Source organism: Pseudomonas sp. MF6776, from assembly GCF_016613125.1.
Lineage (GTDB): Bacteria > Pseudomonadota > Gammaproteobacteria > Pseudomonadales > Pseudomonadaceae > Aquipseudomonas > Aquipseudomonas iridis.
This window is the reverse complement of record NZ_JAENSQ010000025.1, coordinates 18486-35017: the sequence shown is the minus strand read 5'-3', so window position 1 is coordinate 35017 and position 16532 is coordinate 18486. Positions and strand designations below refer to the sequence as shown.

Annotated in this window: 19 protein-coding genes; 8 read left to right on the top strand and 11 right to left on the bottom strand. The window is 59.9% G+C overall.

Going from position 1 to position 16532, the window contains the following annotated elements; genetic code table 11:
• Positions 1-50 precede the first annotated feature (50 nt).
• A complete protein-coding gene (locus tag JJD74_RS23255) occupies positions 51-734 on the top strand; it encodes a response regulator transcription factor (protein WP_042559723.1) in 684 nt (227 codons plus the stop codon).
• The gene (locus tag JJD74_RS23250) at positions 712-2106 is read left to right on the top strand and encodes a sensor histidine kinase (RefSeq protein WP_200616916.1); all 1395 of its coding nucleotides are present in this window, start codon (positions 712-714) and stop codon (positions 2104-2106) included. The genes JJD74_RS23255 and JJD74_RS23250 overlap by 23 nt, the downstream gene beginning before the upstream one ends.
• Positions 2107-2186: 80 nt before the next feature.
• Here the strand turns inward: JJD74_RS23250 and JJD74_RS23245 are convergent, their stop codons facing one another.
• The 3 genes from JJD74_RS23245 to JJD74_RS23235 are packed head-to-tail and all read right to left on the bottom strand — an operon-like array spanning position 2187 to position 4436.
• A complete protein-coding gene (locus JJD74_RS23245; RefSeq protein WP_200616915.1) occupies positions 2187-2597 on the bottom strand; it encodes an SRPBCC family protein in 411 nt (136 codons plus the stop codon).
• A 22-nt stretch (positions 2598-2619) separates the two neighbouring features.
• Positions 2620-3417: an SDR family NAD(P)-dependent oxidoreductase gene (locus JJD74_RS23240; RefSeq protein WP_042559726.1), complete on the bottom strand. Its 798-nt coding sequence runs from the start codon at positions 3415-3417 to the stop codon at positions 2620-2622.
• A complete protein-coding gene (locus JJD74_RS23235) occupies positions 3414-4436 on the bottom strand; it encodes an aldo/keto reductase (protein ID WP_200616914.1) in 1023 nt (340 codons plus the stop codon). Before JJD74_RS23235 ends, JJD74_RS23240 begins: the two co-directional genes overlap by 4 nt.
• A gap of 112 nt (positions 4437-4548) precedes the next feature.
• Between JJD74_RS23235 and JJD74_RS23230 the strand changes: the two genes are divergently transcribed.
• The gene (locus JJD74_RS23230) at positions 4549-5445 is read left to right on the top strand and encodes a LysR substrate-binding domain-containing protein (protein ID WP_200616913.1); all 897 of its coding nucleotides are present in this window, start codon (positions 4549-4551) and stop codon (positions 5443-5445) included.
• An 82-nt stretch (positions 5446-5527) separates the two neighbouring features.
• Here JJD74_RS23230 and JJD74_RS23225 read toward each other — a convergent pair whose 3' ends face one another.
• The gene (locus JJD74_RS23225; RefSeq protein WP_115146791.1) at positions 5528-6196 is read right to left on the bottom strand and encodes an HAD-IA family hydrolase; all 669 of its coding nucleotides are present in this window, start codon (positions 6194-6196) and stop codon (positions 5528-5530) included.
• A gap of 69 nt (positions 6197-6265) precedes the next feature.
• Complete coding sequence (locus JJD74_RS23220; RefSeq protein WP_200616912.1) at positions 6266-6679, bottom strand: response regulator; 414 nt, start codon at positions 6677-6679, stop codon at positions 6266-6268.
• On the opposite strand from JJD74_RS23220, the gene JJD74_RS23215 reads away from it, so the two are divergent.
• Both JJD74_RS23215 and JJD74_RS23210 read left to right on the top strand, forming a co-directional pair.
• Positions 6678-6881, top strand: coding sequence for a hypothetical protein (locus tag JJD74_RS23215; protein ID WP_047300581.1), 204 nt, complete (start codon positions 6678-6680; stop codon positions 6879-6881). The two genes, JJD74_RS23220 and JJD74_RS23215, sit on opposite strands and share 2 nt — an antisense overlap.
• Positions 6878-7840, top strand: coding sequence for a class I SAM-dependent methyltransferase (locus JJD74_RS23210; RefSeq protein WP_200616911.1), 963 nt, complete (start codon positions 6878-6880; stop codon positions 7838-7840). The genes JJD74_RS23215 and JJD74_RS23210 overlap by 4 nt, the downstream gene beginning before the upstream one ends.
• A gap of 37 nt (positions 7841-7877) precedes the next feature.
• Here the strand turns inward: JJD74_RS23210 and JJD74_RS23205 are convergent, their stop codons facing one another.
• From JJD74_RS23205 to JJD74_RS23190, 4 genes are all read right to left on the bottom strand, one after another.
• Positions 7878-8564: a GNAT family N-acetyltransferase gene (locus JJD74_RS23205; RefSeq protein WP_042559732.1), complete on the bottom strand. Its 687-nt coding sequence runs from the start codon at positions 8562-8564 to the stop codon at positions 7878-7880.
• 93 nt (positions 8565-8657) lie between these two features.
• Complete coding sequence (locus tag JJD74_RS23200; protein WP_200616910.1) at positions 8658-9215, bottom strand: YceI family protein; 558 nt, start codon at positions 9213-9215, stop codon at positions 8658-8660.
• 176 nt (positions 9216-9391) lie between these two features.
• Positions 9392-10750, bottom strand: a complete 1359-nt coding sequence (locus JJD74_RS23195) for an MATE family efflux transporter (RefSeq protein WP_042559734.1) — start codon at positions 10748-10750, stop codon at positions 9392-9394.
• Between the two features lie 247 nt (positions 10751-10997).
• Positions 10998-11873, bottom strand: coding sequence for a LysR family transcriptional regulator (locus JJD74_RS23190; protein ID WP_042559735.1), 876 nt, complete (start codon positions 11871-11873; stop codon positions 10998-11000).
• Positions 11874-12149: 276 nt separating this feature from the next.
• On the opposite strand from JJD74_RS23190, the gene JJD74_RS23185 reads away from it, so the two are divergent.
• Genes JJD74_RS23185 through JJD74_RS23175 form a run of 3 tightly spaced genes read left to right on the top strand, consistent with a single transcriptional unit; the run spans position 12150 to position 14731 of the window.
• On the top strand, positions 12150-12848 hold the full coding sequence (locus JJD74_RS23185; protein ID WP_047300578.1) for a CoA transferase subunit A: 699 nt from the start codon (positions 12150-12152) through the stop codon (positions 12846-12848).
• 24 nt (positions 12849-12872) lie between these two features.
• The gene (locus tag JJD74_RS23180; RefSeq protein WP_042559737.1) at positions 12873-13538 is read left to right on the top strand and encodes a CoA transferase subunit B; all 666 of its coding nucleotides are present in this window, start codon (positions 12873-12875) and stop codon (positions 13536-13538) included.
• Positions 13539-13549: 11 nt separating this feature from the next.
• On the top strand, positions 13550-14731 hold the full coding sequence (locus JJD74_RS23175) for an acetyl-CoA C-acetyltransferase (RefSeq protein WP_115146786.1): 1182 nt from the start codon (positions 13550-13552) through the stop codon (positions 14729-14731).
• Positions 14732-14992: 261 nt separating this feature from the next.
• On the opposite strand, the gene cobF is transcribed toward JJD74_RS23175, so the two are convergent.
• Together cobF and JJD74_RS23165 are read right to left on the bottom strand one after the other, a co-directional pair.
• Complete coding sequence (cobF, locus tag JJD74_RS23170) at positions 14993-15748, bottom strand: precorrin-6A synthase (deacetylating) (RefSeq protein ID WP_200616909.1); 756 nt, start codon at positions 15746-15748, stop codon at positions 14993-14995.
• A complete protein-coding gene (locus JJD74_RS23165; RefSeq protein WP_200616908.1) occupies positions 15748-16317 on the bottom strand; it encodes a histidine phosphatase family protein in 570 nt (189 codons plus the stop codon). The genes cobF and JJD74_RS23165 overlap by 1 nt, the downstream gene beginning before the upstream one ends.
• Positions 16318-16532: the final 215 nt, after the last annotated feature.

The window sequence follows — 16532 nt, the reverse complement described above, 5'->3', positions numbered from 1 at the left end:
ATTCTTGGCAAAATGCTGCCATTCCGTTTGAACCGATCAAGGCGAGCCCTATGACACGTATTTTGACCATCGAAGACGATGCCGTGACTGCCCGGGAAATCGTCGCCGAATTGAGCAGCCACGGCCTCGATGTGGATTGGGTCGACAATGGCCGCGAGGGCCTCGACCGTGCCGTGAGCGGCAACTACGACTTGATCACTCTCGATCGTATGCTGCCGGAGCTCGACGGCCTGGCCATCGTCACCACCCTGCGCACGATGGGCGTCGCTACGCCGATTCTGATGATCAGCGCCCTCTCCGATGTCGACGAGCGCGTGCGCGGCTTGCGCGCCGGTGGCGATGACTACCTGACCAAACCTTTCGCCACTGACGAGATGGCGGCGCGAGTCGAAGTCTTGCTGCGCCGGCAGAACAGCGGCGCCACCCAGGCCACCACTTTGCAGGTCGCCGATTTGCAACTGGACCTGATCAGCCACGAGGCACGCCGCGCCGAACAAGTGCTGACACTGCTGCCGACCGAGTACAAGTTGCTGGAGTTCCTGATGCGCAACAGCGGCCAGATCCTCTCGCGGATGATGATTTTCGAAGAGGTCTGGGGCTATCACTTCGACCCCGGCACCAACCTGATCGACGTGCACATCGGCCGTTTGCGCAAGAAGATTGACGCGGCGGGCAATGTGCCGCTGATCCGCACGGTACGAGGCTCCGGTTATGTCATTGCCGAACCCGTCTGACGGCTGGCGTTCTTCCAGCAGCCGCTTGCTGGCGCTGTACAGCTCGCTGTTCGTGGCCTGGAGCGCGATCCTCATGGGGGTCATGTATTACGAGGTTTCCGGCTACCTCGACAACCTCGCCAAACATTCGCTGATGCAACGTCAGCATCTGTTTTCGCACTTTCGCGGTGAGCAACTGGAAGACGCCCTCGCCGCCAGCATGACCTTCGATATTCGTGGCATCGACGCCTATGGCCTGTTCGATGCCCAAGGCGTCTACCTCGGTGGCGCCTTGCAGCAGATCCCCGAAGGCCTGCCGCTCGATGGCAAGATTCACATGCTCGCCGAATGCGCCGACTCCGATGATCCGACCTTGCCCAGCGACAGCTGCGACGCCGTCGCGACCCAGACCCGCGATGGCCGCTGGCTGGTGTTGCTGCGTGACAACGGTTCGCTGTTCGCGGTGACGAAGATCATTTTGCATGCGTTGTTCTGGGGGGTGTCGCTGACGATTCTGCCGGGGGTTGCCGGTTGGCATTTGCTGCGACGGCGGCCGTTGCGGCGCATCCGGGCGATTCAGGCGAGTGCGCAGTCCATCGTGGCCGGGGACTTGACCCACCGTTTGCCGCTGTCCAATCGCCGCGATGAACTGGACATGCTCGCCGCCATCGTCAACGCCATGCTTGAGCGCATCGAGCGGTTGATGAATGAAGTCAAAGGCGTTTGCGACAACATCGCCCATGATTTGCGCACGCCGCTGACCCGCTTGCGCGCGCAGCTGTATCGCATGCAACAGCAGGCGGGCGAAGGCTCGCAAGAAGCGGCGCAACTGGATCTGGTGTTGGCCGAAGCGGACACCCTGATGGCGCGGTTTCGTGGGTTGTTGCGGATTTCCGAACTGGAGGATCGTCAGCGCCGTTCCGGTTTTGTCGAGCTCGACCCGGTGTCGTTGCTTGAAGAACTGCACGAGTTTTATCTGCCACTGGCCGAGGAAGGCGAACTGCGCTTTGAACTGAACATGCCGGAAACCTTGCCACCGCTCAATGGCGATCGGGCATTGCTGTTCGAGGCTTTGGCGAACCTGCTGAGCAATTCGATAAAATTCACGCCCCCCGGTGGCACGGTCATATTGCGCGGGGTGAATGATGCCGGGCACACGCGAATCGAAGTGCACGACTCCGGGCCAGGTATTCCGCAGGCCGAGCGTGAAGCGGTGTTCCAGCGTTTCTATCGCGCCGAGGCCGGGCAACCGCAAGGCGGGTTTGGTCTGGGGCTGTCGATTGTGGCGGCGATTGTCAGTTTGCATGGCTTCAATCTGGCGGTGGGCAGCAGTGATGTGGGTGGGGCGAAACTGGTGCTGGATTGTCGGCAGAGTCTGATTCCACAGACTTGAATGCCCGCTGATCCTTCAGATTGAGGCGATACCTGTGGGAGCTGGCAAGCCTGCTCCCACAGGGTTTTGTGTTGTGGCTATCAGGCCGGGAAGTTGGCGCGCAGCGCCTCTAGGCCGCCTTGATAGATACCGGTGAACAGCGCCACCACTTCCTCATCACTCACGCCTTTGGCGGTGAAACGGCCCGACCAGGTGACTCGCGCGCCCTGCCCTTGGGCCTCGACCTTGATTGTCGCCAGGTAGTCGGTGGCCGGGAACGGTGCCTGTTCAATCGAGTAGCTGTAGGTCTTCGCCGCGTTATCGAACGTTTGCAGACGCTCGACCACCACCGCGCCATCGGCGGTTTTCAAGCTGCGCACACGCCCGCCATCGCTCAGTTCGCTGCTTGGAATAAACGGCAGCCAGTCCGGCAGCGTGTTGAAGCCGCCGATCAATTGCCAGACCTCATCGGCCGAAGCCGGAATATCGATTGTTGCTGATGCAGTTGCCATAAAAACGTCTCTCTTAAGAAATTCAGATAGTCAGGCTGTCGACCACACCGCCATCAACCCGCAGGGCGGCGCCAGTGGTGGCCGAGGACAGCGGCGAGGCGATGTACGTCACCAGATGCGCGACCTCTTCGACATCGGCCACCCGCTGAATGATCGAGGTCGGACGGGCCTTGCGCACAAAGGCGTCGGCCTCATCGCGCAGGCTGCGGCCGGATTCGGCGGCGGCATCCTTGAGCATCTCCTCCAGGCCATCGGTGAAGGTTGGGCCCGGCAGGATCGCATTGACCGTCACGCCGGTGCCAGCCAGACGTTTGGCCAAGCCGTGGGAGACCGCCAGATTGGCGCTTTTGGTCACGCCATAGTTGATCATGTCGGCCGGCGTCGCCACCCCGGATTCCGAAGACAGAAAGATCACTCGCCCCCAGCCCTGTTCGACCATCGCCGGCACATAATGCCGTGCCAGGCGCACGCCGGAGATGACGTTGACTTCATAGAAGCGCGTCCACTCGCTGTCCGGTGCGTCGAAGAAATCGACGTCATTGAAGATGCCGAGGTTGTTCACCAGAATGTCGGCTTTCGGTTCCGCAGCGAAGAGTTTCTCTGCGCCTTGCGCTGTGCCCAGATCCGCAGTCAGACCGCGCAACTGTGCGCCCGGCACTTTCTGGCGAATGCTCGCCAGCGCCTGTTCGACCTTGGCCGTGTCGCGGCCGATCACTACCACCGTGGCGCCGGATTCGGCCAGCGACTGGCTGATGCCCAAGCCAATGCCTGCGGTGCTGCCGCTGACAATTGCCAGTTTCCCGCTTAGATCAATCTTCATGCTTTCACCTCATCGATGGGCAATGGTGCACGTTCGGACACCAGTTTCGCTTCACGCATGGCCTGCCAAAACCCCGCAGGAATTACCGCTGACAGTGCCGCGACATCTTCAGCAATCCGCCCCGGTTTGCTCGCCCCGGGAATCACTGCGGCAACCGCTGGATTGGCCAGAGAAAATTGCAGGGCCGCGGCTTTCACCTCAACGTTATAAGCGGCAGCAATGCGTTTGATCTGCTCGACCTTGGCGATGACTTGAGGGCTGGCCTTCTGGTATTCGAAGTGCGCGCCGCCCGCCAGAATGCCCGAGCTGTAAGGACCGCCGACGACGATTTCGACGTTTTGCGCCAGTGCCGAATCCATCAGGCGTTGCAGCGCACGCTCGTGGTCCAGCAGCGTGTAGCGGCCGGCCAACAGGAAGCCATCCGGCTGCGCTTCGGTCAGGTCCAGCGTCAGTTCACACGGCTCAACCTTGTTCACGCCCAGCCCCCAACCCTTGATCACGCCTTCTTCGCGCAAACGGGTCAGCACCTTGAAGGCGCCGGTGCGGGCCTGATTGAAGTATTCCAGCCATTGATCGCCGTAGAAGTCTTGAGCGATGTCGTGGACCCAGACGATATCGAGGCGATCGGTTTGCAGACGTTTGAGGCTGTCTTCAATCGAGCGCAGGGTCGCGTCGGCGCTGTAGTCGTTGATGATCTTGTTCGGGCGACCGTGTTCGAACACCCCGCTCTTCTCACCCAGATCACGGGCGGCAGCGTCTTCGATTTCATCGAGAATGATCCGGCCGACCTTGGTGCTGAGCACATAGTCATCGCGGTTGTACTGCTTGAGTGCTTCACCCAAACGTATCTCCGACAGACCCGAGCCGTAAAATGGAGCGGTGTCGAAGTAACGCAAGCCGGCATCCCATGCGGCATGCACGGTGGCTTGCGCTTCTTCTTGCGCGATGGCGCGGAACATGTTGCCCAAGGGGGCGGTGCCAAAGCCCAGCTGGCCGGGCAGTTTGTCTTTCAAGCTCATTGGATTGTCCTCATTCGTTCGGGGTCTGCGTGACCGTTGAGCAAATCCTAGATTGCGACGACTAGACCGTCCAAGACATAATTCGCAGCACTTGAGTCCCCAGAGGTCTGACATGATCGACATTCGCCAATTGCGCTACTTCGTCGCCGTCGCCGAGGAAGAGCACGTCGGCCGTGCAGCGGAACGCCTGCATATTTCCCAGTCGCCGCTGAGCCGGCAAATCGCCCAGCTCGAAGAGCGCCTGGGCCTGACGCTGTTCGAGCGCAGCCAGCAGCGCATTCGCCTGACCCGCGATGGCCAGACTTTTCTCGCTGAAACCCGCGCCCTGCTGACTCATGCCAATCGCCTCGAATCTCTCGGCAAGCGTCTGGGTCGTGGCGAAGAAGGCGGCTTGTGCATCGGTTACATCGAGAACGCCATGCACGCCGGCGTCCTTCCCAACGCCTTGCGCGTGTTGCGGGTCGATCGGCCCAATGTGCATGTCGCGCTGTACAACTTGAGCTGCGCCGAACAATTGGAAGGCCTGCGTCAGCGTAGTCTCGATATTGCCTTGGTGAGCGAGCCGCCGACCGATGACGATCCGGATCTGCTCGGCTTTCAGGTACTGGATGATCCGATGCTGCTGGCATTGCCGGAACAGCATCCGCTGACCCAAAAGCCCTCGCTGAAACCGGAGGATCTGGCCGATCAGGAATGGATCGGCGTGCAGCCGCGCCAGGGTGCAAACGACGAGTTTGTCAGCGCGTGCATCCGTGCAGGCTTCACCCCGGATGTGCGCATGCAGGCCACCGAGCCCTTTACCGCGCTGGGGCTGGTGGCGTCGGACCTGGGGATTGCGATGATTCAGAAGGGGCTGAGCCACAACGCGCCACCGGGTGTGGTGCTGCGCGAAGTTCCGTGGCTGGCGTTTACCACACCGTTATGGGCGGCGTGGCACCGGATCAATTTGCGACCGTTGGTGGAGACGTTTCGCGAAGTCCTGACGGACTCCAACAGCCTTGGCAACTGACCATCCGCAGCCCCTCACCCTAGCCTTCTCCCAAGGGAGAGGGGCAGATTCCGACGCGGGCACTAGTCCGGAAGCTTAGGGGTCAGGTTTTTTGCAGTCGAAGTTGGCCGTCGCTGTCGACGCTGGCGCTGATTGCGTCGTAACTGGCCAGGGTCGCGTGCGAAGTTTCAAGCGGGTGCTGATGCGTTGTAGTGATGATCATCAGCGGCGCACCGGCGGCTTCGGCGGCCTGGATGCCGACGGTCGCGTCTTCGAAGATCAGGCAGTCGCCGGGCTCAATTCCCAGGCGGCTAGCCGCCAGCAGGTAACCGGCGGGGTTGGGCTTGCCGGCCTGTACATCCTCGGCGGTGATCAACAATGCAGGCGCGCCAATGCCAGCCGCTGCCATCCGGCGCAAGGCCAGATCCCGCGGGGCCGACGTCACCATCGCCCAGCGCTCGGCGGGCAGGCTATTGAGAAACGCCCTCGCGCCGGGAATCTCGACGACACCTTCAACGTCTTCGATTTCCGCTTGCGCGATGAACGCCGCTTGCACCTCGGCGTCCACACCCGGCAGGTTCAGGCGCCGTATGGTGTCGATGGCACGTGCGCCATGAATGGTCGGCAAAAACGTCGCGACGTCCACGCCATGGCGCTCCGCCCACGCTGCCCAGACACGTTCGGCGGCTGCGATGGAATTGAGGACGGTGCCGTCCATGTCGAACAAAAACGCGCCAAAGGCGCGATCAAAAATACAATCGTGAGCAGACAAAGGTTCGCATCCTCTGGCAATAGAGCGGGCTGGCAATGTAGCACTTGCCCGCCGCTTGCACCCAGCGCATCAATGCAGCAACGGCGCCTTCGACTTCAACGCGCTGTCGACACAATCGAGCAATTGCCCGAACGTCCAGGGCTTTTTGATGAATGCCACCGGATGCTTTACCCCAGAGGACTCAGGGGTTTCATAACCGGACATGACCATGACCGGTTTCTCCGGCCAGCGATCGCCGACCCGGTTGGCCAGATCCGCACCATTCATGGTGCCGGGCATGGTGATATCGGTCAGCAATAACGCTACTTGCTCCGCATGCTCCTTCAGATAGATCGATGCCGCATCGGCACTGGTATACGGCTCGACCTTGAAACCTTCCTCCTGAAGAATTTCGCAAAGAAACTCCAGAATCAACGGATCATCCTCAACCACCAGAATCAATCCGTCAGGAAGGTGCGTGTCCGCCATCGGTGTTGGGCACATGGAACTGCACTCCCTGAATTGCATTAACGATTTAGCGGCTCAAATCCGCTGCTTAACTGGTATGAGCGACGACTTTTGCAGAAATTCATTTTTGATACAGGTCTTTTCCGAAAGTCTTGCCGGTCTGCCCGCGACAGCCGTTCGCGATAGCGTGATTGTGGTTAAAATGCCGACCCTTTTGCTTGCCGACCGTGACCGATGAACCCTGAAGCCCTCGCCACCCTCCACGCCCATTTGCTGCCCGCGCTCGCGGCGGCGCCGAGCGAAACCCGTCGTCTGTTCCACGGGCGCGGGCGTTGCTGGCCAGGACTGGAACAACTGACCGTAGACTGGTTGCAAGGCGTGGTGCTGGTGTCACTGTTCAAAGAGCCTGCGCCCGAACAGCTTGACGACCTCAAGCGCTTGCTGATTGACATCAGCGGTTCCACAGAGTGGCAGCAATCTGGCGCGCACACCCTGTTGATCCAGCATCGCTATCTGCCTCAAAGCACTGCCGAATGGCTGCTGGGCAATGAGATCGACGAAATGACCATCGTCGAGGGCGGCCTGCAATACCGCGTTGATCTTGGCCGCAAGCAAAACGCCGGGCTGTTTCTCGACATGCGTTATGGGCGCGATTGGGTACGCGAGCAGGCCAACGGCAAACGGGTGTTGAACCTGTTCGCCTACACCTGCGGCTTTTCGGTGGCGGCCATCGAAGGCGGCGCCAGCCATGTGGTCAATCTGGACATGTCCCGCGCGGCCTTGAGCCGCGGCCGCGACAACCATCGGTTGAACGGGCACGACCTGAGCAAAGTCACTTTCCTGGGCCACGATCTGTTCAAGTCCTGGGGCAGGGTGATCAACAGCGGCCCGTACGATCTGGTGATCATCGACCCGCCATCGTTCCAGAAAGGCAGTTTCCTGCTAACCAAGGATTACCAGCGCGTGCTGCGCCGCCTGCCGGAACTGCTGACCGCCCAAGGCACTGTGCTGGCATGCATGAATGATCCGGCATTCGGCTCGGACTTTTTGATCGATGGCGTGACGCAGGAGGCGCCGAGTTTGCGCTTCGAGCAGCGCCTGGAGAATCCACCGGAGTTTCCGGACATCGACGCCGAAAGTGGCCTCAAAGCCCTGATCTTCAAACACACATCAGCGGGCGGCTTAGCCTCGCGGTGATGAGTGTCTGAACCCAGCCTGGAATGCCGATGACTGATCAATGCACGGTCAGGCGCTGACGGACAAATTCTTCGGTATGACGCGTGGTCTGGTCCAAATGCCGATCACGCTGCTTCTCGGCATCGAGCATGGCGCGCTTGCTGTTCTTGTTCAGCAGATAAGTATGAATCTGCTGCACCTCCAGCGAACGGTAGATGGGCGTGGTGTCGATATATCCGCGCAGGCCGTTGCTGCGGTAATGCCGTGTACTCATCAGCACTTGCGTCTCGCGTTGACCGATCACTTCAAAGCCCAGCGCCTCGAAATACGGGACCTTGCCGACGGTGCACGCCAGTTCGGCGTGGGGATAGCGCCCCACCATCTCGCCGATCATCGCCCGCGCCACACCCTGACGCCGATGCCCTTCACGCACCGCCATGTAGGCGACGCTGCACGCCTCCCAATCGCCCTGTACCGGCAGGTACAACAGGAAGCCGATCACCTGTTCCGGATCTTCCTCATCGGTTGCCACCAGCAACTCCACCTCGGTGCCCTTCTCGCCATTCAACGCTTCCAGATACAGATGCATTTCGTAGCCAACCGCGTACTGATAGACGTTGTACAGCAGGTTGCTCGGGCCGAGGCCGACCGCGCTGATGTCAGTCAGGTAGTCGACGACCATCTGCAGAATCTGGCTGTTGACGGCCTCGGGGCAAGGGGATTTGTAGTGGGTGATGCGGTGCATGGCGGCTGAACTCCGACGGAAAACCGCGACATCATAACCTGTCAGAGCACTTGCCTCTGCAGGAGCTGCCGAAGGCGACCAGATTGGGCTGCTTCACTGCTGTGGCGCCACCACTTTGAACTTGATGGCGATGTCTTTGGACACCACGGTGTCCGCCCACTCCCCCGCGCCGAGGCCGAAATCGTCGCGTTTGAGCACCAGTTCGCCGTCGAAAATGCCGATGGCGTTGCCTGCTTTCAACTCCACCGGGGCCGCAATTTCTCGGCTGATGCCCTTGAGGGTCAATCGACCCGTGATCAGATAGTGGTTTTCGGAAACCTGCGTGAAATGGCTCGATTCAAACACCGCCACGGGAAATTTCGCGGTGTCGAACCACGCCGGTTTCACCAGTTCGGTATTGGCGTCTTCGCTGCCGGCGTCGATGCTGGTGAGGTCGATGTGCAATGTGGTGTGGGCGTTGGCAAGGTTGGCAGTGTCGAAGTCCAGCGTCGCGTCGAACTTGCCGAAGGTGCCGTACATCCGCGAGCCCATCTGGTTGTAGGTGAAACTGATCTGGCTGGCGGTGGTGTTGACCCGGGTGTATTCGACGGCCTGCGCGGCGGGGATGGCCCACAGGTAAAACGCGGCAGCGAGCAGCAATCGAATTGACATGGGATTCTCCGAACAACGCTTGCCGTCGAGGGCCTCGATTGACTTAAGCAAACATCAGGCAGTTGCGCCAGCTGACCTGCCTACCCTGTAGGAGCTGCCGCAGGCTGCGATCTTTTGACCTTTGCTTTCAAAAAACAAGATCAAAAGATCGCAGCCTGCGGCAGCTCCTACACCGGCTAAACAAGGCGTTCGATTTTCTGATGCTGCCAGACCAGTTTGTAATACAGCGTCTGCAACACCAGCATTCCCAGATAAGCCACCGGGAACGCCATCCAGACACCTTGCAAACCAAACTGCCCGTCCAGCCAATAGGCCGCCGGCAATTGCACGCCCACCACGCAGACAATGGCGATCACCACCGGCACCAGCACCGTGCCACTGGCGCGCATGATGCCGCCGATGATCGCCTGGAAGCCGAACAACAACAGGCTCCAGAGCATGATGTGCAACAGATGCTCGGCCATTGCCCGAGTCGAATCCTCGGTCAGGAACAAGCCGAGCAACCAGTGCGACAGCAGGTAACCCAGCACGATCAAGCCGCCGGTTAAACACACGTTGATCAACAGACCGGTGCGCAAGATCGGCCCCATCCGTTCCAGTTGCCCCGCGCCGATGGCCTGTGCGCCGAGGATCGAAGCGGTGATCGCAATCGACAACGCCGGGAACTGCACATAGTTGACGATCTGCGTCACCGCGCCGTACGCCGCCGTCGCTTGCGAGCCGTGCTGGTTGACCAAGGCCAGGATCACCAACTCCGACAGCGACAACACAATCATCTGCACACCGGTCGGCAAACCGATACGCAGGACTTTGCCAAGAATCACCCTGTCGAGCCGCAACGCCGCAAAAAACTCCCGATCCGGCGCCAGTGGATGGTTCTTGCGAATCAGCCGCCACGCCAGCCACGCCATGGCCGCCAGGTTGCCCGCGAGCCCCGCATACGCTGCACTCTGAATGCCCAGTTGCGGCAAGCCGAACCAGCCACGAATGAATGCCGGTGTCAGCGCCAGCCCGACACAGGTCGACACCACCAATGCCAGCAACGGCGACACCGTGTCGCTGACCCCGCGCAGCAACTGCGTGAACAGCACAAACACCAGCAGCGACGGCAGAATCCACATCATCACGTGGGCGTACGCCACCGCATCGTCCAGGACATCCGCGGGCGTCCCCAACCCCGTCAACGCCTGCCGCGCAAACACACTGCCCAACACCGCAGCGACCAAACCAATCAAAACACCCAGCAACAGCGTCGCCCCGGCAATCGCCTTGACCATGTGCGGCTCACGCGCCCCCCAGGCCTGGCCGATCAACACCCCCGCCCCCGCGCCGAGGCCGATCACCAACGCGATAAAGAAGAACACCACAGGAAACATCCCCGACACCGCCGCCAGCGCCTGAGTGCCAAGCATCTGGCCGATGTAAATGCTGTTGACCGTCCCTGACATGGACTGCAGGAAGTTCGACAACACCATCGGCGCCAGAAACAGCAGGTAGGTTTGCCAGAGGGGTTTGGTGACGCTGGGGGTCTGCATTGAATAGAGGTCCATCTCGACGGCGGGAAAGCTGATGGAGGATAGCTTCGGTGAGTTGTGAGCGGGGTGCAATTAACATTTAAGACAGGTGTTTATATTTGCCCATCAACCATCCCGGCCATTTGTTTAGCGGTCAGCGTGCATTGCAAATGGGCTGCCCGATGACAGTGGGCCGGGCGGCAAGCAGGAGGATTGCCTAAAGGTTGAGAACGGGTGAAGGTCAAAAAATCGCAACCTGCGGCAGCGGTCAGTGCTCAGCCCTGAGGATGTCGAAGAGTGCCTGCGCCGCCGCCGACAGTTCATTGCCCGGTTCAGTCAGCACGCCAATCGCTCGCTCAACCGAGTCATTCAACGTCAGGCACCGCGCACCCAATTCCTGCATCTGCTCGGCACACAGCGCCGGCACAGCGCTCACGCCCAGCCCACTGGCAACCATCCGCCCCACGGTAGCCAATTGATGGCTTTCAAACTCCACCGGCAACTTCATGCCCCGCGCCTGCAAGTGCTCTTCGAGCATCACCCGCACCGTGGACGGCCGCTGTAGCGTAATGAAAGGTTCCTGTAACAACGTTTTCCAGTCGATCTCGGTGCGCGCGGCCAGCGGTGAATCCTGTGGCACCACCGCGACGAACCGGTCCATATAAAGCGGTGTGAATGTCATCGAGGTGTTCTGCATCGGTTCGAACGCCACGCCCAGTTCCACCTGGCGGTCGCGCACCATCTCGAGCACTTGCTCGTTGATCACATCGTTGACCGTCACATTGACGTTGGGATAGCGCGCGCGAAAGGTCTTGAGGATCGGCGGCAGCAGGTTGCCGGCAAACGACGGCATCGCCGCCAGCGTCACCCGCCCGCGTTGCAGGCTGAAGCGCTGACGCATTTCGTCTTCGGCGTTGTCCCAGTCGGCGATCAGGCGCCGGGCCAGCGGCAGCAGGGACTCACCTTCTGCGGTCAGTGCCACATTGCGCGTGTTGCGACTGAACAGCCGCCCACCCAAGCCCTCTTCCAGCGCTTTGATGGTCAGGCTCAGCGCTGATTGCGACAGGTGCAACCGCTCGCAGGCCACGGCGAAACTCAGGCTCTGGGCGACAGCAAGAAAGGCACGGATTTGTTTGATGGTCATGGGCGCTGTACGTCCTTAATGTAGGAGCTGGCGAAGGCTGCGATCTTTTGATCTTGAAAAACAAAATCAAAAGATCGCAGCCTTCGGCAGCTCCTACAGGATTTCGTCGATTCGGCTATTTCGGTCATTAGGCAAATCGCTGATTCAGTGAGTTTGGCGATTGTTGAGTTTTATCTATCAATCAACCTTAAAAATCAACTTAACAAATATATCCTTCAGCGAGACACTCCAACCATTCGGCTAGCCAGCCGCCCGCAAATAATAAAAGAGGTGCATATGGCAGGTTTCGACAAGCGCGTGAGTTCCTACGAGGAAGCCCTCGCCGGGCTTGAAGACGGCATGACCGTTATCGCTGGCGGCTTCGGTCTGTGTGGGATTCCGGAAAACCTGATCGCCGAGATCAAGCGCAAGGGCACCCGCGATCTCACCGTCGTCTCCAACAACTGTGGCGTCGACGGCTTTGGCCTCGGCGTGCTGCTCACCGACCGCCAGATCAGCAAAGTCGTCGCCTCGTACGTCGGCGAAAACAAGCTGTTCGAAGAGCAGCTGCTCAAAGGCGAAATCGAAGTCATCCTGACCCCGCAAGGCACCCTCGCCGAGAAAATGCGTGCAGGCGGGGCTGGCATTCCAGCCTTCTTCACGGCTACTGGCGTTGGCACTCCGGTGGCCGATGGCAAGGAAGTCCGCGAATTCAACGGTCGCAAGTACCTGATGGAAGAGTCCATCACTGGCGACTTCGCCATCGTCAAAGGCTGGAAAGCCGACCACTTCGGCAACGTCATCTACCGCCACACCGCGCAGAACTTCAACCCGCTGGCCGCCACTGCCGGCAAGATCACCGTGGTTGAAGTCGAAGAAATCGTCGAGCCCGGCGAACTGGACCCGGCGCACATCCACACTCCCGGCATCTACGTCGACCGGGTCATTTGCGGCACGTTCGAAAAACGCATCGAACAGCGCACCATCCGCAAATAATTCAGGCCTACGGAGAACAACAACATGGCACTTACCCGCGAACAAATGGCTCAGCGCGTCGCCCGCGAAATGCAGGACGGCTACTACGTCAACCTTGGCATCGGCATTCCGACCCTGGTCGCCAACTACATCCCCGAAGGCATGGAAGTCATGCTGCAATCGGAAAACGGCCTGCTCGGCATGGGTCCGTTTCCTACTGAAGAAACCATCGATGCCGACATGATCAACGCCGGCAAGCAAACCGTGACGGCACGTATCGGCGCTTCGATTTTTTCCTCGGCCGAGTCCTTCGCGATGATCCGCGGCGGCCATGTCGACCTCACCGTGCTGGGCGCATTTGAGGTGGACGTCGAAGGCAATATCGCGTCGTGGATGATCCCCGGGAAACTGGTCAAGGGCATGGGCGGCGCCATGGACCTGGTAGCTGGCGCAGACAACATCATCGTGATCATGACCCACGCATCCAAGGACGGTGAGTCCAAACTGTTATCCCGTTGCAGCCTGCCGCTGACCGGCGCCGGGTGCATCAAGCGTGTGCTGACCGACCTTGCCTATCTGGAAATCGAGAACGGGGCGTTCATTCTCAAAGAGCGTGCGCCGGGTGTCAGTGTTGAAGAGATCGTGGCCAAAACCGCCGGTAAACTGATCGTGCCTGATCACGTACCGGAAATGCAGTTCGCTGCCCAGTGAGGAATTTGAAAATGCAAGACGTCGTCATTGTTGCCGCTACGCGTACCGCGATCGGCAGTTTCCAGGGTTCCCTGGCCAGCGTATCCGCGGTTGATCTGGGCGCAGCGGTGATTCGCCAGTTGCTCCAACAGACCGGTCTGGACGGTGCGCAGGTCGATGAAGTGATCATGGGCCAGGTACTGACCGCCGGCGCCGGCCAGAACCCGGCGCGTCAGGCCGCTATCAAGGCTGGCCTGCCCCACGCGGTGCCGGCCATGACCCTGAACAAGGTCTGCGGCTCGGGCCTCAAGGCTTTGCACCTCGGCGCGCAAGCCATCCGTTGTGGTGACGCTGACGTGATTATCGCCGGCGGCCAGGAAAACATGAGCCTGTCCAACTACGTAATGCCGGGCGCACGCACTGGTCTGCGCATGGGTCACGCGCAAATCGTCGACACCATGATCAGCGATGGCCTGTGGGATGCCTTCAACGACTACCACATGGGCATCACCGCGGAAAACCTCGTCGACAAATATGAGATCAGCCGCGAACAGCAGGACGCCTTCGCTGCCGCCTCCCAGCACAAAGCCGCTGCCGCCATCGAGGCCGGGCGTTTTGTCGATGAAATCACCCCGATCCTGATTCCGCAGCGCAAAGGCGATCCGGTCGCCTTCAAGGTCGACGAACAACCGCGTGGCGAGACCACCGCTGAATCGCTGGCCAAACTGCGCCCGGCGTTCAAAAAGGACGGCAGCGTGACTGCTGGCAACGCATCGTCGCTCAACGACGGCGCCGCGGCGGTGATCCTGATGAGCGCCGAGAAAGCCAAAGCCTTGGGCCTGCCAGTACTGGCGACCATTGCTGCTTACGCCAATGCGGGCGTTGACCCGGCGATCATGGGCATCGGCCCGGTATCGGCCACCCGCCGCTGCCTGGACAAGGCAGGCTGGTCAATCGAACAACTCGACCTGATCGAAGCCAACGAAGCCTTCGCCGCACAATCGCTGGCCGTGGCCAAGGATCTGCAATGGGATCTGGACAAGGTCAACGTCAACGGCGGTGCCATCGCGCTGGGTCACCCGATCGGTGCGTCGGGTTGCCGGGTGCTGGTGACCCTGCTGCATGAAATGATCAAGCGTGATGCGAAAAAAGGTCTCGCGACCCTGTGCATCGGCGGCGGACAGGGCGTGGCCCTGGCGCTGGAACGCGCATAAAGAGCACTACTGACAGCGGGCGGATCCACGACATCCGCTCGCTGTCTCCCCTACACACAGATCCTTAGGGGATCAATGTTCGCCGCAAGATTTGTGTACGACACTGATCAACTGTAGGAGCTGCCGAAGGCTGCGATCTTTTGATCTTGCTCTTGAAAAACAAGATCAAAAGATCGCAGCCTCGTTTCACTCGACAGCTCCTACAGAGGTCGATGTGGGAGCGAGCCTGCTCGCGAAGGGGCCCATTCAAGCACCAAAGATCTAGGGCTTGCGCAGCAAATAAGTATCCATGATCCATCCATGCTCCAACCGCGCAGCCTTGCGCACGCGCTCGATTTCATCCGCCACATCGCCCAGTTTGCCGCTGATCAAGATCTCATCCGGCGTACCCAGGTAAGCCCCCCAAAAAATCTCTGTCTGCGGATCAGCCACGTGGTGGTAGGAATCTTCGGCATCGAGCATCACGACCAAACTGTCGGCATCACTCACCTGCCCTGCTGCCAGGCGACGGCCCGTGGTGATTTCAATGGAGCGGCCTATCGTGTTCAACGGTACTTTGTGCTGCGCGGCCAACGCCTGAACGCTGGTAATCCCGGGAATCACTTCAAATTCGAAGGCACAGCGACCCGACGCCAGAATCGCCTGCAGGATGCGAACGGTGCTGTCGTACAACGCCGGATCGCCCCACACCAGAAAACCTCCGCACTCGCCGTCAGACAATTCGTCGTTGATCAGCCGTTCGAAGGTTTGCTGCTTGGCGCGGTTCAGATCATCGACGCTGGCGGTATAGTCCACGTCGCCGCGCTCGCGCTCCGGGCTGTCGGCTTCGGCGAAGCGATACCCAAGCTCGGTGATATAGCGCTCACAAATCTCGCGACGCAGATCGATCAATTTGTCCTTGCTCTGGCCCTTATCCAGCAAAAAGAACACATCCACCCGATTCAGCGCTTTCACCGCTTGCATCGTGATGTAGTCCGGATTACCGGCGCCGATGCCGATCACCAACAGCTGCTTCATCAGCGTGCTCCTTCAATGTCCAGACCAGGCAAGCGTAGCCGCCAGCGCCCGGCGAAGCGCAGCTCGACCACTGACAACGGCTCGACATCAATGTCATGAAAAGCCGTGGCGCGCAGGGTCTGGATCAACGCAGCACGGATGATGAACGGATGCGTGACCGCCACCACATGGCCCGGCGTGGTTTGCAGACTCATCAGCCACCTCGACACTCGCTCGCACACCTGCGCGATCGATTCACCGCCATGGGGCGTGGCGTCTGGATCATCCAGCCATGCCTGTAGCGCTGCGGTTTGCGAATGTTGCAGATCCTTGATCGCCTGCCCGCGCCACTGCCCCCAATCGCAATCGCGCAGCGCTTGATCAATATGTGCGTCGGCACCCAGCCACGCGGCGGTCTGACGTGTACGCAGTTCAGGCGCACAGATCAGGCGCCGTGGGGCGTCGAAGCACGCAGCCAACGCGTCAGAAGCCAGGTCGATATTTTCAACAGGCTCATTCGTAGGAAAACGCGCCAGTTTTTGTGCGACGGTTCGCGCATGGCAAATCAGGGTTAAACGGGTGGTCTGCACGATCAATCACTCTGTCGAGAGTCATGAAAAACAACGGCGCAAGGCCGATTAGTGGGCAATTGTGCCGTATATCAAGGGCTTCAGGGCTGTCCGGTGCATCGCCCTATCACTTGGGTATGCCAAAAAATCGGCAATGTCTCACATCTTCATGGGACATGGACTACAAAGCTTGTCGCCTTCCGTGTAGCCCTTGTTACACGGGCATCTTGCCCCAT

Excerpts from the sequence above, each read along its gene's own strand:
- JJD74_RS23255 (WP_042559723.1), top strand. The coding sequence starts at position 51 with ATGACACGTATTTTGACCATCGAAGACGATGCCGTGACTGCCCGGGAA.
- JJD74_RS23250 (WP_200616916.1), top strand. The coding sequence starts at position 712 with ATGTCATTGCCGAACCCGTCTGACGGCTGGCGTTCTTCCAGCAGCCGC.
- JJD74_RS23245 (WP_200616915.1), bottom strand. The coding sequence starts at position 2,597 with ATGGCAACTGCATCAGCAACAATCGATATTCCGGCTTCGGCCGATGAG.
- JJD74_RS23240 (WP_042559726.1), bottom strand. The coding sequence starts at position 3,417 with ATGAAGATTGATCTAAGCGGGAAACTGGCAATTGTCAGCGGCAGCACC.
- JJD74_RS23235 (WP_200616914.1), bottom strand. The coding sequence starts at position 4,436 with ATGAGCTTGAAAGACAAACTGCCCGGCCAGCTGGGCTTTGGCACCGCC.
- JJD74_RS23230 (WP_200616913.1), top strand. The coding sequence starts at position 4,549 with ATGATCGACATTCGCCAATTGCGCTACTTCGTCGCCGTCGCCGAGGAA.
- JJD74_RS23215 (WP_047300581.1), top strand. The coding sequence starts at position 6,678 with ATGGAACTGCACTCCCTGAATTGCATTAACGATTTAGCGGCTCAAATC.
- JJD74_RS23220 (WP_200616912.1), bottom strand. The coding sequence starts at position 6,679 with ATGTGCCCAACACCGATGGCGGACACGCACCTTCCTGACGGATTGATT.
- JJD74_RS23210 (WP_200616911.1), top strand. The coding sequence starts at position 6,878 with ATGAACCCTGAAGCCCTCGCCACCCTCCACGCCCATTTGCTGCCCGCG.
- JJD74_RS23205 (WP_042559732.1), bottom strand. The coding sequence starts at position 8,564 with ATGCACCGCATCACCCACTACAAATCCCCTTGCCCCGAGGCCGTCAAC.
- JJD74_RS23200 (WP_200616910.1), bottom strand. The coding sequence starts at position 9,215 with ATGTCAATTCGATTGCTGCTCGCTGCCGCGTTTTACCTGTGGGCCATC.
- JJD74_RS23195 (WP_042559734.1), bottom strand. The coding sequence starts at position 10,750 with ATGCAGACCCCCAGCGTCACCAAACCCCTCTGGCAAACCTACCTGCTG.
- JJD74_RS23190 (WP_042559735.1), bottom strand. The coding sequence starts at position 11,873 with ATGACCATCAAACAAATCCGTGCCTTTCTTGCTGTCGCCCAGAGCCTG.
- JJD74_RS23185 (WP_047300578.1), top strand. The coding sequence starts at position 12,150 with ATGGCAGGTTTCGACAAGCGCGTGAGTTCCTACGAGGAAGCCCTCGCC.
- JJD74_RS23180 (WP_042559737.1), top strand. The coding sequence starts at position 12,873 with ATGGCACTTACCCGCGAACAAATGGCTCAGCGCGTCGCCCGCGAAATG.
- JJD74_RS23175 (WP_115146786.1), top strand. The coding sequence starts at position 13,550 with ATGCAAGACGTCGTCATTGTTGCCGCTACGCGTACCGCGATCGGCAGT.
- cobF (WP_200616909.1), bottom strand. The coding sequence starts at position 15,748 with ATGAAGCAGCTGTTGGTGATCGGCATCGGCGCCGGTAATCCGGACTAC.